This is a genomic window from Treponema sp. OMZ 857 (genome assembly GCF_024181085.1).
Taxonomy (GTDB): Bacteria; Spirochaetota; Spirochaetia; order Treponematales; family Treponemataceae; genus Treponema.
On sequence record NZ_CP051147.1, the window covers coordinates 2,073,047 to 2,088,128 of the forward strand.

The 15,082-nt window shown below is 46.7% G+C and carries 12 protein-coding genes; 3 read left to right on the forward strand and 9 right to left on the reverse strand.

From position 1 onward, the window contains the following. Position 1: 1 nt before the first annotated feature. The 6 genes from thiI to E4N66_RS09365 form a co-directional block, all read right to left on the reverse strand. Positions 2-1,177 carry a tRNA uracil 4-sulfurtransferase ThiI gene (gene thiI / locus E4N66_RS09340; protein WP_253727808.1) on the reverse strand — a complete coding sequence of 392 codons (1,176 nt, stop codon included), beginning with the start codon at positions 1,175-1,177 and terminating at the stop codon, positions 2-4. Between the two features lie 29 nt (positions 1,178-1,206). Then, entirely contained in the window at positions 1,207-2,547 is a 1,341-nt protein-coding gene (locus E4N66_RS09345) for a hexokinase family protein (RefSeq protein ID WP_253727809.1), read from the reverse strand. 35 nt (positions 2,548-2,582) lie between these two features. Beyond that, complete coding sequence (gene asnA / locus E4N66_RS09350) at positions 2,583-3,620, reverse strand: aspartate--ammonia ligase (protein WP_253727810.1); 1,038 nt, start codon at positions 3,618-3,620, stop codon at positions 2,583-2,585. 144 nt (positions 3,621-3,764) lie between these two features. Beyond that, positions 3,765-4,796: a glycosyltransferase family 2 protein gene (locus E4N66_RS09355; RefSeq protein WP_253727812.1), complete on the reverse strand. Its 1,032-nt coding sequence runs from the start codon at positions 4,794-4,796 to the stop codon at positions 3,765-3,767. An 8-nt stretch (positions 4,797-4,804) separates the two neighbouring features. Further along, positions 4,805-7,297, reverse strand: a complete 2,493-nt coding sequence (locus E4N66_RS09360; protein ID WP_253727813.1) for a hypothetical protein — start codon at positions 7,295-7,297, stop codon at positions 4,805-4,807. 197 nt (positions 7,298-7,494) lie between these two features. After that, a complete protein-coding gene (locus tag E4N66_RS09365; RefSeq protein WP_253727815.1) occupies positions 7,495-7,749 on the reverse strand; it encodes a hypothetical protein in 255 nt (84 codons plus the stop codon). Positions 7,750-8,080: 331 nt separating this feature from the next. Between E4N66_RS09365 and E4N66_RS09370 the strand changes: the two genes are divergently transcribed. After that, positions 8,081-8,356 (forward strand): hypothetical protein, encoded by a 276-nt coding sequence (locus E4N66_RS09370; protein ID WP_253727816.1) that lies wholly within the window; start codon positions 8,081-8,083, stop codon positions 8,354-8,356. Between the two features lie 208 nt (positions 8,357-8,564). On the opposite strand, the gene E4N66_RS09375 is transcribed toward E4N66_RS09370, so the two are convergent. Together E4N66_RS09375 and ligA are read right to left on the reverse strand one after the other, a co-directional pair. Further along, entirely contained in the window at positions 8,565-9,308 is a 744-nt protein-coding gene (locus tag E4N66_RS09375) for a YebC/PmpR family DNA-binding transcriptional regulator (RefSeq protein WP_044013307.1), read from the reverse strand. Between the two features lie 436 nt (positions 9,309-9,744). Then, on the reverse strand, positions 9,745-11,670 hold the full coding sequence (gene ligA, locus E4N66_RS09380; protein ID WP_253727817.1) for an NAD-dependent DNA ligase LigA: 1,926 nt from the start codon (positions 11,668-11,670) through the stop codon (positions 9,745-9,747). 405 nt (positions 11,671-12,075) lie between these two features. Here ligA and E4N66_RS09385 point away from each other — a divergent pair, with 405 nt between their 5' ends. Together E4N66_RS09385 and E4N66_RS09390 are read left to right on the forward strand one after the other, a co-directional pair. Then, a complete protein-coding gene (locus E4N66_RS09385) occupies positions 12,076-12,894 on the forward strand; it encodes a transporter substrate-binding domain-containing protein (RefSeq protein ID WP_253727819.1) in 819 nt (272 codons plus the stop codon). Positions 12,895-12,909: 15 nt separating this feature from the next. Next, positions 12,910-13,737 (forward strand): substrate-binding periplasmic protein, encoded by an 828-nt coding sequence (locus E4N66_RS09390; protein WP_044013313.1) that lies wholly within the window; start codon positions 12,910-12,912, stop codon positions 13,735-13,737. 44 nt (positions 13,738-13,781) lie between these two features. On the opposite strand, the gene E4N66_RS09395 is transcribed toward E4N66_RS09390, so the two are convergent. After that, positions 13,782-15,059, reverse strand: a complete 1,278-nt coding sequence (locus tag E4N66_RS09395) for an MFS transporter (protein WP_253727821.1) — start codon at positions 15,057-15,059, stop codon at positions 13,782-13,784. Positions 15,060-15,082: the final 23 nt, after the last annotated feature.

The window sequence follows — 15,082 nt, forward strand, 5'->3', positions numbered from 1 at the left end:
TTTACGGCAAAGCCCATTCTATTTTTTTTGTTTCACGCTGCTCGAAGGCTTCCATGAGCAACGGCTCTATATCTATACGCGCATAGATATCTTCGGCATCTTTCTGCCGTGTATGCAGTACCGGATGTTTGGGAGAAAACAGTACGCAGCAATCTTCATACGGTAGTATGGAAGTTTGGTACGTACCGATATCAACCGCATAGCGTATGATTTCTTCCTTGTCCATACCGATAAGCGGACGCAGAATCGGAAGTTTTGCACAGCTGTCGGTAATCGTAAGGTTTTCGATCGTTTGGCTTGCCACCTGCGCGAGACTCTCTCCCGTAACCAAGCACTGCGCATTAACCTTTTCAGCCAGCATTTCAGCCGTGTGCATCATACACATACGGAGCAAAAGCGTCAAATAGGCTTCAGGCACCGTCCGCTTTAGATGCTGCTGTACCTTGGTAAACGACACAACGGTCATGTATCCGCCAAGTCCGTAGTGGGATAAAATACCGGCTAAGGTTTCTACCTTTTGCTGAGCTTCCGGCGACGTATACGGATGGGAATGAAAATACACATAATCGACTTTCATTCCACGAAAGAGCATTTTATATCCGGCAACGGGGGAATCGATTCCGCCCGAGAGCAGCAGCAGCGCCCGTCCCGAACAGCCGCAGGGAAGGCCTCTCCTGCCGGTATGTTCAACGCCGTAAATGAACGCTTGCTTTTCGCGCACCTCGATGCTGATAACCGCATCGGGGTTATGCACATCGACGGTTAAAATCCCCGCCGTATGGATCGTTCCGCCTACTTCCCGCGCAATGTCATACGACGTGAGGGGAAATTGCTTATCGGCGCGGCGGGCTTCAATTTTAAAGGTGCGTGCACCGTGTGCTTGCAACGCTTTCGCTTCGGTAACAGCCGTTTCGGAAATAGCTTCGAGCGTTTTATCCGCCGGTTTTGCCTGCGCCCAGCTCGTAATGCCGAAAAGGTGATTTAAAGCCGCTTCTACCCGCGGCTGCAAAGCCTCATCAGCCCGTACATACATCCGCCCGGCGCGTACCTGCACGTTCGGCACTGCTCCGTCAAAATAGCTTCTGAAGTTTTGCGCAAGCCGCCGTTCAAAATCCTTTAGGTTCCCTTTTTTAAGATTTATCTCTCCGATTTTTGCCAGATAAAAAAGCTCCGCCATGTAAGTCTCGTTAAACCTCCGTTACATTGTTAAATCGTACCCGCGATAGCGGTGCCGAACGTAATTGCGTTGTCGAGGGACACCACATCAAAATAAATGCCGCGTTTTTGTGTCAGCGCCGTATAGAGGTGCGCGATAACGGCATCATGCAAGCGGTACGTTTTTAAAAACGTTGTACCCTCTGAAAGGATACAAACCGGCAGCGCAGGATTTTTTCCCTTGCCTGTTTTAATAACAGCCGCGGCAATATTCCCCGCAGCAAGCCGTGCCGTGCGCATAATCAGCGCATCCAATATCCGGCAGAGAACCTCGCGGTCTTCTTCCGTGCCGCCGGCTAACAGCAGTCCGAGCGGGGTTTGATCGGAATACGGAGCCTGCAAAAAGCGGTTTACATCGATGAGCGGAAGGTCAGCAATGGAAGCAAACGCTTTTTTAACGCCGGCGGAAAACAGATTGTCCGCAGCGGCTGCCCGTATCATCACCGAAGCAACCGATCCGAGGTAGGCGCCGGAGCACATTTTTTCAAACCAAAACATCTGCGGCTGGTCGGTCTTTTTTGCAAACGCTTCATCAAAATCGCTGCGCGGCTGTTTGTTCGACTTCCCCGACTCGCAGACGACAATCTGCGCGGGCAAGGCGACCGTACCGGCGCTGTTCGACGCAATTTTCGGAATATTCTGATATTCGATATACGCGGCGTTCATTCCGGTTCCGAGGATAAAGCCCACATACGAATCGTATTTTTTCCCGCCGACAGCAGTCGATGCCCCTGCGAGGAGCGCCGCAACCGTATCGTTTAACAGCACAATGCGTTTCAGCTTATTCCAGCCCCGCTGCATCAGCGCCGCCTCCAGATTTTGACCGACTAATGAGCCGATCACTTCGGGCGCTTTGATTTCCTTAGAGAATTGCAGCACTTCGCCGTCGCCTGCCGGAGTAATTTTCATCGCATACGAAAAGCAAAACGCGATAGAATCCGCGGCGTTTTTCAGATGGTCTAAATAAGCGGCGATGGTGTCAAAAAATTCCGCTTTGGAGTATTCCCTATCGGTTGCCGGCATCGGCTTTCGCTCAAGCTGACTGATGGACGGGATGCTGTTTTCGTCAAAGGTAACCAAGCATGAGCGGAAATTGGTTCCGCCCGCATCGATAACAATAACCGAAGTATTCTTGGGCGGCTGTTGCGGCGGCATAAACCACGTCGGAATCATATCCAGCGCCGGCCCCGTACCAATGGGAATGCTCGGATCCCGTTTCAGCCCTTCTTCCATATCATACAGCAGCGTATCGATAACCGTATTGACCGTGGGGCCTTCCGCATCAAAATTATGCCGTCCAAAAAACGCAGCGACCGAATGCCGAATGTCCATTGTAATGCCTCCCGATAAATTCATTCACAAATATTCTATAATAGTAGAATGCTCCGTCCCGCACACTGCGCCCGCATATCGTCGGGCCATACCGAAACCTGCGTTTCACCGATATGGGCTTTCCGCAAGAAGAACATACAGAGCCGCGACTGCCCGATTCCTCCGCCGATGGTTTGGGGCAGTTCTCCGTTCAGCAGCTTGGTATGAAAAAACAGCGATGCCCGTTCCATGCAGTTGCGGGCGGCAAGCTGTTCCCTCATTGTTTTAGGACTTACCCTGATCCCCATCGAAGAGAGTTCAAGCACATCCTCTAACACGGGATTCCACACCAACAAGTCTCCGTTTAATCCGTGCCGTCCGCTGCCGGTTTCGGTAATCCAGTCGTCATAGTCGGGCGCCCTGCCGTCATGCGGTTCTCCGTTTTTGAGCGGAGCGCCGATACCGATTAAAAAGACAGCACCGTACTGCCGGGCGCACTTCCGTTCCCGTTCCCTTCCGGAAAGATTGGGATACTGCGCATAGAGATCTTCCGCATGGATAAAGGTGATATGCTTCGGCAGAATCGGCTCGATTGCCGAATAGTTATCATAGATAAAAAACTCGGTACACTTTAAGCAATCGTATATTTTTTCTACGGTTGCCTTCAAAAAATCGAGCGTTCGGTCGGACTCCTCCATCGCGAGCTCCCAATCCCACTGATCGACATACAGCGAATGGATATTATCAAGTTCCTCATCAGCTCGGATCGCATTCATATCGGTATAAATACCGAAGCCGGACTGTAATCCCATTTCCGCTATTTTGACTCGCTTCCACTTTGCAAGCGAGTGTACAATCTCAAGCTCCTGCTCGTTCATATCCTTTACCGGAAAATGCACTGCCCGTTCCGTGCCGTTCAGATCATCGTTCAAGCCCTTTCCTCTGGGAACAAAGAGCGGCGCCGTAACACGGGTTAAGTTCAAACGGGTCGATAACGTGAGCTGAAAAAAGTTTTTAATACGAACGATAGCCTGTTCCGTTTCTTTACCGGTTAAAACCGGCTGATAGTGTTCGGGGATATAAAGATGCGGCATAAACTCTGACTTTCCTCAATGATTTTTACGGAGAATACGTCAATTTATCCTTTTTCCGGGGAAAAAACAAGGGTAGATCCGTATCAAAGAAATATGCCGGACTGATAGATCGGCATCCGGCGTCAAGAGCGCATAGATCCGCGCCTATGCAAGCCCCCACCACTCATCCAGCATAGCCCGCGCCTCTCTTTGTAATGAAGGAACCACACAGGCTTCCAGCTGCTTGAGGTTATCGGCATAGTGAGCGCGGCCTAAATCCTGTACAGCTTTGAGGATAGCGCCGTCAACAGCGGGATGTTCATCCAAATAAGAAAGGATAATGGTAAAAACCGAAGCAACGGAGCATACCTTTTGCCATTCGGAAAGGTCGGCGATTGTACGGCGGGAAGTAACGCCGGTGTTGATATGGTAGTGATACACAATATCCCGTATGCCGGCGTATGTATACGCTTTTTCGATATGCCTATCTTCTAATGCGCCGACAGATTTCGATGCAGTCAAAGCAATAAAAAAATAAAGCAGCATATCTTCCGCCATTGTACAATAGGTAAACGGAATGTCGCCGTACGCTTTTTGAACAAGGTCTGTTTTAAAAAGCTTGCCCCATACGAAACTGCTGTATGAGTGTTCAACGATATATGTGCGGAGGATTTCATCGCCGGTTAAAACACCATCGTACACATTCTGCGCCCTTTGCGCAAAGGCTGCAACACGCGTGTCCGGTTCTCCTTCCATACCGCACACCGCAGCCTTGCCGTGTACAATATCGGCACCCGACGTAGCGGCTGCATCGTACAATATACGGAGAGCATTAGGCGGAAGCTCATCGTCCGGATCGGCAAAGGCGAGGTATTCACCCGATGCCGCATTTACCGCTGTCCGGCGCGCTTCGAGCGTACCGAGGTTTTTACTATGTTCCAAAAACACGAGCGGCAACCCCTGCGCTTTAAACCGCTTTGTATATGTTTTAATAATACCCCGCAGTTCTTTTGCACCGGGACTGCCGTCGTTTACAACGATGGTTTCAAAAAGCGGCGCTGCATCCTGCCGTAACACGCTTTCAAAAAACCGCCCGATCAGCCCCTCCGTCCCATACACGGGAACGCAGAGGCTGACGAGCGGCTTTTGCTGTGCAGGACGCCGGAATCGAGCTGCACAGCATTCTTTAAAACTCATCCTACGATTTAGTTCCACTCAAAACCGGATTCTTGTAACAGCTTGGAAAAACCGCCGCCTGAATCTCTTTCAGATTGTAAACGGCCTTTCAAATCGTACTCCAATACCTTGTCCACATTTTTACAGTAAGGCTGTTCAGGGGAAATAACAGTTCCATCCTTACCCCATGCACCGTCCGAGGCGATGATGAGCCTAATCCGCTCGGCTTCGTCGTATTTTACGGCAATAAAGCGATAAAAGCCGTAGCCGACTTCATTCCCTGCCGTATCTACAGGATCCTTTTTAGCCAATTCGACGGCACTGCCGGAGAATCCATCCTTCGTGCTGCCGATTTTATACAGCTTGCCGCTGTTTTTAAAGGTATCGGCTTGATAATCGAAACTAGTTTCTTTCATACCGTACTCTTCTTTTGAAGTGATGGCATACAACACACCGTCGAGAACCTGTAAGTCGTTAACAAAGGCTATCGTGTTCGTATAGGGGTCGAACGGAGGCGAAGTCGGTTCCGTAGGAGTTTCTTGAAATGATCCGACATCTATTGTTCCTTTATCGGCTCCGTCCTGCTTGTCATATTTCTTTACCGATAATGTATAACCGTCAGGAGATGTGCTCCTTGCCCTTGTGCCGACAAACAGCCCGTCCTTGTTTGCTGCAAGCGCGGTAACGGGAGCGGTATCCGGATTAAACGGCACATCATATCCAGAGACACCTGACCCACTATTAAAAGAACTGCCTAGAGACCAGTTATATTTTACTATGTGTCCACTGGGACCATCCGCATACGTATAATACAGACTGTTCTGCCCATCGGAAATATCAACAGCAATTGCAGAAACATCATGGGGTGTTAGAAAAGCATCCACACCCTGCGTATCATACGAGCCGTCTTCTTTCAGCGCAAACCGTCTAACGTTGCAACCAGAACTATCTTTCCACAAAATATACAGATTGCCGTCTTGGTCGTAACAGAAAACATCGGTAGGCTGCACGGAGTCTTCAAAAAGCTTATTCGTAGCGGAAAATGCTTCCGTTCCGTCTGTGCTTATCCAATAGTTCATGGGGGAAAGAACCATGGCAGGGCTTTGCTTTTCCCACAGCAGTATCTTTGTATTGGGCTTTTTATAGACGGCGTGCTCTGTAAACCATGTTGCACCAGAGTCACGGAAAGACAGACTACCGTTTCTGCGGTTGAATGCGGCGATGCGATCTTGATTGCCGTTTACACGGAGATTTTCATTGAGATACTCGATATTTACACCGTCATCCGCTATGTAGATATTGTCTTCGTCATAGCCGATAAAACCGACGGGGTTAGAGAAAGAGGCTGACTCGAAGGGAAGGGAGAGATCAGTACTACCGGCTTTGGAATGAAGTCCTTCCGTATTTTTCTTGGTAAGCGTACTGCCGGAATATTCATAGCGAACGAGCTGCCCAAGCGCATACTTTTTTCCTGCTTCCTCTTTCTGCTGGGTAAGCAGACAGTACACGTCGTCATCCTCGGCAAAAAGACCGGTACAATCGGGAAGATCATTTCCAAAGGCGGAAGCTGATCGAAGTTGATTCAAGTTCTGACTCGCTAGTGTCGTCGATTTAAATTTTAAAGTCTTATTGCCCGGAGTGGGAAGATCTTCAAATCCAAACTCACAGGCAGACAAAGTCTGACCATACACAGCAAACAGTACATCATCATCTACCGCAACGGCACTAGCACTTGATGCCGGTGCACTCGGGAATGCAGCACTGCTAAAAGATTCAAACGAATGATCTTCTTTCTCCTTGAAGCAATAGACGGTATCCTCCTTAAGCAAAAAGATATAGTTATCGTCCTGATCAATCACTATATTATCAATACTACCGATAACAACGCCGGACGGCAGTACAGCAGCAAGAGCAGCTTCAAATTCGGTATCCTCATTTCCCTCCACATTAAAGCGTTTAAGATGAGTAGATGAAGTATCTTCATACAGCACATATATTCTGCCGATTTTATCCCGTGCCGTTACCGGTTTTTTGCCGATAAGAATTCCATCGAGCAGTTTTCTACCGTTTTGCGTGCTCAAGGATACGATATTACTCCCCGAAGGGTCTTTTCCTGTAATATAAAACAGCAGATTGGCGGCAACTTTCAGCGTTTTAGATAGCTTTACGGCAATGAAATTATCCCCTGCCGTAACAGTGTGCTTCTCGGAACCGTGCCACGCTCCTGCCGCTGTTGTAACAACCGCTTTTACGGTAATTTTTGTACCGATAGCAAGCGTAACCGTAACCGATGTTGTTTTCCGTGCTAATTCAGTTCCCTCTTCATCCGTAATGGTGATAACGGTATTATTCTCATTAAGCGCAGGGAGGCCTTTTCCATCAACTGAACGGGCAGTTCCGCCTCCAATAACAACCCGTACCGTGCCGGTGTCTCCGCCGGTAAGCATACCATTACATGCCGTAAACGCAAGGCACAGCATTGCCAAAAGAATACTGACAGAGTTCACATATTGCTTTTTCATATCCTACCTCCTCGTATATCCCCTTTTGTCTTTATCATAGAATTCAACATGCTATCTTTTTAGGTAACCACACTTTACCTTTTTTCGCAAGTTTATTATATACCGTCTTTAAAAAAAATACAAATAGAAATGCTTACCAGGGCAACCGCATTATAAAATATTTTCAGAGGTTACCTTCCTTCTGTGCGAAATTTTACTTAAAATTTTGCACATTTTTCCAGCAGACGGGTAAACGCATCAGGTGAGTAGGTAAAAACCATGGAAAAATTGAAACTGTGGAGACCATTTGAACCGCAGACAGAACTGCCACGGATGGCAGGGGTGTTAAAAAAACGACCTGATGCGTTGACCCTGAAATGCTTGCTGTTATTGCATTCTTTGCAGTCTTTGTGCAATTCTTTTTTTCGCGGTTCTTCATAAAAAATAAAAAAAGAAGTACTTTTTCCAGCCATTTTCCTCCAAAAGTCGCATAAGGACTGTAGGAGGTGTGAAAATGAGCAAATCCCACAGCAGCTCAATGCGTTTCACCGCTCGAAACATCGCTTCTGCTTGAACCCCCCGCCATCCATGGCGGAGCAAAGAAAAAAAGTCTCTACCGGTAAAGAAGAAAAACTGATAGACTGACTACGATTTATACGAACTAACTCTTTTGAAAAGAGGTGGAGCAGATACGAGGCATGAACAAAAATTACCCGCAGGCGTGCTTTTGCACATTGAGGACTAATTTTTGTGAAATAACGAAGTAGGTGCCCACATATTTTCAAAAGATAGGAGGTAAGGTAAGTGCTCGCACAAGAGAATCCTGTAATGGCGAAGGCAAATAAGGTGATGGACATCTTTTATCTGGATGAGCGAGAGCGGAAGCGGTATGAGGCAGCGTGGGAATATGAAAGCGACCGGCTCTCGATGATAAGCGAGTCTGAGCGTAAAGGCCTTGAGCGCGGTTCCCACCAAAAAGCGCTTGAAACGGCACGACTGATGAAGCAAGCCAATTGCGAAATACCGTTTATCGAAAAAATGACAGGATTGAGCAAAGAAGAAGTGGAAGCGATTAACTAATTAAATATTTTTCATTAAGAATTTTTAATTAGAGAGACCACGGGAAGTGCCGCGTTGATTCTACGGCCGTAACAAAACAAAAACGCCATACAAACCGCTAAAAACAACGAAAGTATGGCGTTTTTTATAGAGGAAGCCTCTAAAAACCTCAGTTTTTAGAGATTTTCCTTAAATTATTTTTGCGATATTAAAATTACAAAATGTACCGTTATTCCTCCGGCTCAAAATCATCGGGAATATCGAGGTTTGTGTATACGTTCTGAACATCGTCATCTTCTTCCAGACGTTCAACCATTTTTAACACTTTACGGATTGTTTCTGCCTCCAAACTCATATATGTTGCGGGAACCATGGAAACTTCTGCAGAAACGGATTCAAATCCTTTTTCCTGTAAGGCTTCAAGCACGGAAGCAAAGTCGTTGGGATCTGTTGTTACCGTAATAATACCGCCGTCAGCCTGAATATCTTCCGCTCCGGCTTCCAATGCCTCTTCCATCAGTTTTTCTTCGCTGACGACTTCGGCATCATACTCTATAACGCCCTTGCGGTTAAACATATAAGCTACCGAACCGGTCGCACCGAGGTTACCGCCGTTTTTGGAAAAAAGGTTACGCACATTGGCTGCAGCCCGATTTTTATTATCGGTCAGTACTTCCACCAATACCGCAACGCCGCCCGGCGCATAACCTTCGTACAACAGCTCTTCATAGCTTGCACCGCCCAATTCGCCGGTACCTTTCTTAATAGCCCGTTCAATATTATCTTTCGGCATATTAGCCGCGCGTGCTTTTAATATTGCAGTTCTTAATCGGGGGTTACCATTCGGATCCCCGCCACCCATACGTGCAGCTATAGAAATTTCTTTAATAAACTTTGTAAACATCTGACCGCGTTTTGCGTCAGCGGCCCCTTTTGCGTGTTTAATCGTCGCCCATTTACTGTGTCCAGACATTATATACTCCTTCCGTCTTAATTAAAAGGTAAAAAACAAAATATGCGCAAAAGGTATATCATATAAAGATAAGCCTGTCAATTATGTGCCTTTTGAAAATATGCGGGGCATCTACTGCGTCGCACGGCAAAAAAGTGTCCTCAACGTATCAAAGATACGCCTGCGGTACTTTTTTGCCTAACTCCTTGTATCTGCACCGCCTATTTTCAAAAGCGTTGGAAGGGCAGAACGGAAACGGATGTCCGTGGTTCCAGTCAGCAGTGTGTTTGCGCTGCAAACACGTAGGTACAAAATGTACAGGGATGTATATTTTGTACCGTGCCTGCGGTTAATTTTTGTTCACGCCTCGTATCTACTCCGCCTATTTGCAAAAGCGCTGGAAGGGCAGAAGGGAAACGGATGTCCATTTGCTGACGAGATATCTAGGAGGCTGACATTAAAACAGTTTTAAAAAGTCCGCTTCGGTGATAATCGCTGTGCCGAGTTCCTGAGCTTTCTTGTTTTTTGACGAACCGGAATCGGGGGTATTGGTTACCAAATAGGTAAGTCCCTTGGTTACCGACGATTTTACCGCCCCGCCCTTTGCTTGAACCATCGCTTCAGCTTCTTTCCTTTTAAGCGTATTCAGTTCTCCAGTAAAGCAGAAGCTTTTTCCTGCAAGCGGCAGATTTCCTTGAGCGGCGGCTGGTGCTTGAATAACGATCATTCCCGAACCGGTAAGCTGCAGCATCTCTTCTTTTGCATCGCGGAGGCCGAGTGTAAGCGTATGGGCAAGGATGCTGCCGAATTGGTACACGGCGGCAAACTCTTCCTCTGAGGCTGCAAGCAATTTTTCGAGGGTATTAAAGCCTGCATCAACCAGCTTTTCCACCATGGTGCGGCCGATGCCTTCAATATCAAAACCGGCAATAAAGACCGGCAGTGAGATTTCACGCTTGGCATGAAGTGCTCTGTACACTTTTTCCGCCGACTTTTTTCCCATGCGTTCGAGCGCTGCGAGTTCTTCAACAGTCAGTGTATATAAATCGGAAATAGAACGGAGGCGCTGTGCATCAAAGAGCTGTTTGAGGAGCACCGTCCCGAAGTCTTGAATATCAAGGGTATTGATCCATTTTTCTATCCGATGATGAATGAGCTTAGGGCAAGCCGGATTCGGACAGTACAAGCGAGTACCTTCGTCGCGGAGTGCAGTACCGCAACTCCCGCACTTGCAAGGCTGTTCGATGGGCGCGCTTGAATCGGGATTTTCGATAAGCGCTTCTATCTTAGGGATGATTTCCCCCCGTTTGGTTACCAGTACTCTACTGCCGATCCTGAGGTTCAGCTCCGCAATCATGTTCGGGTTGCAGAGGTTTGCCCGCTTAACGGTTGTGCCCGCCAGCTGAACCGGATCGATCAGCGCGATGGGGGTGTAGGTAGCGCCCGACTCGCTCCACTCGACGCTGCGCAACGCAGTAACCGCTTCTTCAAGGCTGAACTTAAAGGCGATTTGTTTTTCCGGCCGCGCCCTGCTGAGGTCTGCGGTATCGATACGGTCGTTTTTAACGACAAGGCCGTCGATGTCGTAGGGAATAGCGCTGCGGATATCCATAACATGGGCGCGGTAGTCGATAACGTCCCGGACGCCGGCGCACCGTGTAACCGGCACCTGCAAAAAGCCCTGCGCTTCAAGCCAACTGAGTTTTTCCGTTTCCGTGGTGAAAGGCGCCGCTTCGGTAAAAGGCTTTCCGACTGTTCCTGCGGCAGCATCATAACAAATAATTTCGAGGTGCTCGCTGCCGCTGCCATCCTTCCGCTTCATCAACCCATTTGCCGCATTCCGGCAATTCTTTTTATCGGGATAAAAGCGGCGCAGCACCTCTTTGGTCATCAGCACTTCGCCGCGGATACCGCCGGAAAAGGGAGCCGCTCCGGTCGGGGCGGAATCGCCTTTCAGTTCAAATACGACGCCCCGCATCTTTTTAACATTCGCGGTAATATCGTCTCCGATTTTGCCATCGCCCCGTGTTACTGCCCGAACGAGCCGCCCCTTTTCGTATTGCAGCTCCATACTGGCGCCGTCCAGTTTGTATTGTACCAGAAAATCGGAGAACGGCATCTTTTCCGCCCATTTTTGGAAACTTTCGGGATCCGCTGCTTTTTCTTGGCTCCCCATCGGGATAATGTGTTCCGCCTTCGGGAAGCCGTCGGCGCTGTCCTTAGGTACCGTTGCAAATAAGACATTCTGAGGGTCGAGGCGTCGCAGTTCGTCCCACAATAAATCAAAATCCGCATCCGAAATTTCCGGTTCTGCGTTATAGTATAAGTCCTGATGCTTTTTTATCAGCGCTTCAAGTTCTTGTATCCGTGTATTCTTTTCCATAGTGAAACCATACTACATTTCGCACATTTTTTCCAACAGGAGAGCAGGCAACAGGGTAAACGCATCAGATCGATTTTTAACATCCCCGCAGAAAAATTGAGACTATTCGACCAGAGTTGAACCTCTTCGCGGTTCAAATGGTCTCACAGTCTCAATTTTTCCGCGATTTATATCTGCTCTGCCTGATGCGTTTACTTCTTGGCTGGAAAAATGTGCGAAATTTTGAGTAAAATTTCGCACAGAAGGAAGGCAACCGCTAAAAATATTTTTGATGCGGTTGCCCTGAAGTAGGCAATAATTTCTCTTTACAGGACACATAAAAAATGGTACTGTTGGTATACTTCTCCGCACGAATAAGATATTGAATAAGATATTAAGATATTATTGAAGGTTTTAGAGACAAATATGAAAAAACGAATAGCTGCATATGCGGCACTCTGTATACTATTTCTTTTATTTTCTTCATGCCGCCGCAGTCATAAAATTGAATACATTGAAGATCCGTCTTGGTCAAAAGTTCAGGTAAAAGCCACACTGGTCATCGGCGTTTCAGATTTTGTTCCCATTCTCTCCTTTAGAAATGAAAAGAATGAAATAGTAGGGTATGATGTCGATATATTGACGGAATTATGCCGCCGGATCGGTATTCATCCGGTTTTTTACCCGATAGATTGGACGCAAAAAGAAATGCTTTTGAATAGGGGAACAATCGATTGTATTGCAAGCGGTTTCAGCCTTACGGAAGAACGTAAACAACACTATAGAATGTGTACGCCGTATCTTCAGAATACTAAAATTGTCGTAGCGCTTGCAAGAAAAGACTATCAAACATTGGCACAGCTGCGGGACAGAAGGATAGCAGTTGAGGCAGGAACCGGAGGCGACGAAGCATTATTGAACACAGAGGTGTTAAAAGATCATGTTATTATCCAAACGTACAACTCTATCGGCAGTTTATATACCGCCCTCAATAACGGAGTGTGCGATGCCATCGTATTGGATCTTATTTATTCCTGTAATACGCTCGATCGAAATCCTCAATACAGTATTATCAACGAGGCGATTGCAACCGAATATTACACGTTCGCTTTTAGGAAAACGGACGGTTCGCTTGTCGCCAAAATCGAATCCGTTTTAGCTGAAATGGAGTCCGACGGCACTATTCCGGCTTTTTCTCGGAAATGGTTCGGTTCCAATCTATCCATACTTAATATCAGACTGTAATAAGGCTGAGGTAAAATGAAGGTAAAATTTATTTTCGGTATTTTTTTGTTGTTTACAATCCTTTCTTGTACCGGCCGCCGGACGGATCAAGAAGGAATCAATGATTCCTCATTGGCAAGAGTTATTATCAACAATGAACTCGTAGTCGGGGTTGATCCATCCACTCCTCCTCTTAGCTTTTACTCCAGTACAGGTCAAATTGCCGGATACGAAATAGATATTGCACAAGCGGTAGCCGATAAACTCGGTGTAAAGTTAAGACTTGTACCAATTAGCACAGCAAACAGAATTGCCAAACTTGAAAACAGGACAATTAATTATATCGCAAGCGGTTTTATCAATAATGAGACAAATGCCGAACGCTTTTTATTAAGTACACCTTATTTACGGGACGCGTTGGTAGTTGTGGTGCTTCGCAGTATGGACGGTACCGTAATGTTCAATCAATTTTCTGATTTACGGAATAAACGGATCGGTATGTTGGCAGATGAAGAGATGCGCGAAATAGTTATGAAGTCTCCCCTCTATATAAATAACGGCCGCCGCCCATATCTTTATCCCCATCAAGAAGATATGCTGACTGCGTTGGACTTCAAACAGCTTGATGCTGTCGTAATGAATTTGCTGACATATTACAGTAAAATTACAATAGAAAAGAAACTATACGAGGCTCTCGGAGATCCGATCATCATTACTACCTATAGCTATGCATTCAGAAAAGAAGACAAAGAATTAGCGGAAACGATGAATGCTTTGCTTTACGATATGGCACGAGACGGATCGCTGCGGAGAATATCCGCAAAGTGGTTCGGTGCCGATGTGTCGATAGTTGGAAAATATTAGCTTTCTGCACGAATCAATATACCCTGATACAGTGTATCGGGGTATTAAATCCGCCGCATGATAAAAAGATAAAACCCGATACCCGCAGCAGGAAACACACTGAACAATAAAAAGAGTGCCGGATATCCTAAATATTCAATAATATACCCGCCGATCATACTCCCTATTACATAGGCAATACCGTTTGCGGCGGTAAAAAAGGCCATAGCGGTTACCGTTTTGCCGTAACTATACAAGACACAGAGTAATACACTCAGCGGATGGAATAATCCGAAACTGAGCGAATGCAAAAGCTGCCCTACAATAGCCCCACCGATTCCGGGAATAAAAATATAGCAAAAATTCCGTACGATAACAGTGAATAGACAGAGGGGAAGAAGCCGTTCTTTACCGAAACGCCGGATACATTTCCCAGAAATAATAAGCAAGGGGATTTCCGCCATTGCCGACAGCGCCCATAAACCGGCAGATGCTTCTATTTTAATATATTCCTCGACATAGAGCGAAAAAAATCTTTGGCTGGGAACCAATCCCAAGAATGCGAGAAAGATCAACAGCAAGCATTCCCAAAACTGCTTGGAGAAAGCAGCAGGCACAGCGTCCCACGCAGCAGGTTTTGTTGAGCACGGTGCTTTCGGTTTTACTAAATCTTTCGGGGACGGCTCTACTACCAATGGTTCTTGACCATCCGATACCTCAGCAGCCCATCGGTTTTGAAGTTCCTCATCATTGTCTTCGTTTACACAAGCAAATGAGAAATCGTATAGATCAGGTACCCACCTGAGCATTAGAATAAACAACAATGCGCCTGCACTTACACTCAAAACAATAGATGTCGGCTTTTTTCCCGAAATAAGCGGATGGAGCTGTAAAAACAGATTCATACCGACAAATCCTACAGAACCGAGTGCCCGTATTTTTCCGTACTGATCACTATGTTGTCCGAGTACCTTTGTAGTAAAACCGTCCAGCACGGGCACCATCCCCTTAAAGCCAATGGCAAAAATACCGAGGCAAATAGCTGTGCTAAAAAATGAATGAAAATGGAGAAGAGGCAGCAGCAATACTGCAATATCAATCCCGAATACACACATTACGAATCCATATCGGCCGGTTTTATCAAGCTGCCGTGTAATAAAAAAAGGTGCACACACACCTACGATTTCAATAACGCCAAGTAGGATGCCGATCCGTGCTGTTGAAAATCCAAGTGTTCTCAGCATAATCGGCAGATAGGAATTGATTATTGCATACAGTGAAAATAGCAAAAAGTACGGAAACCCTCTGCGTAATATCAGCGTCTGTTCTATCGACTTTTCCATACGATTTATACTCCTTACGACCG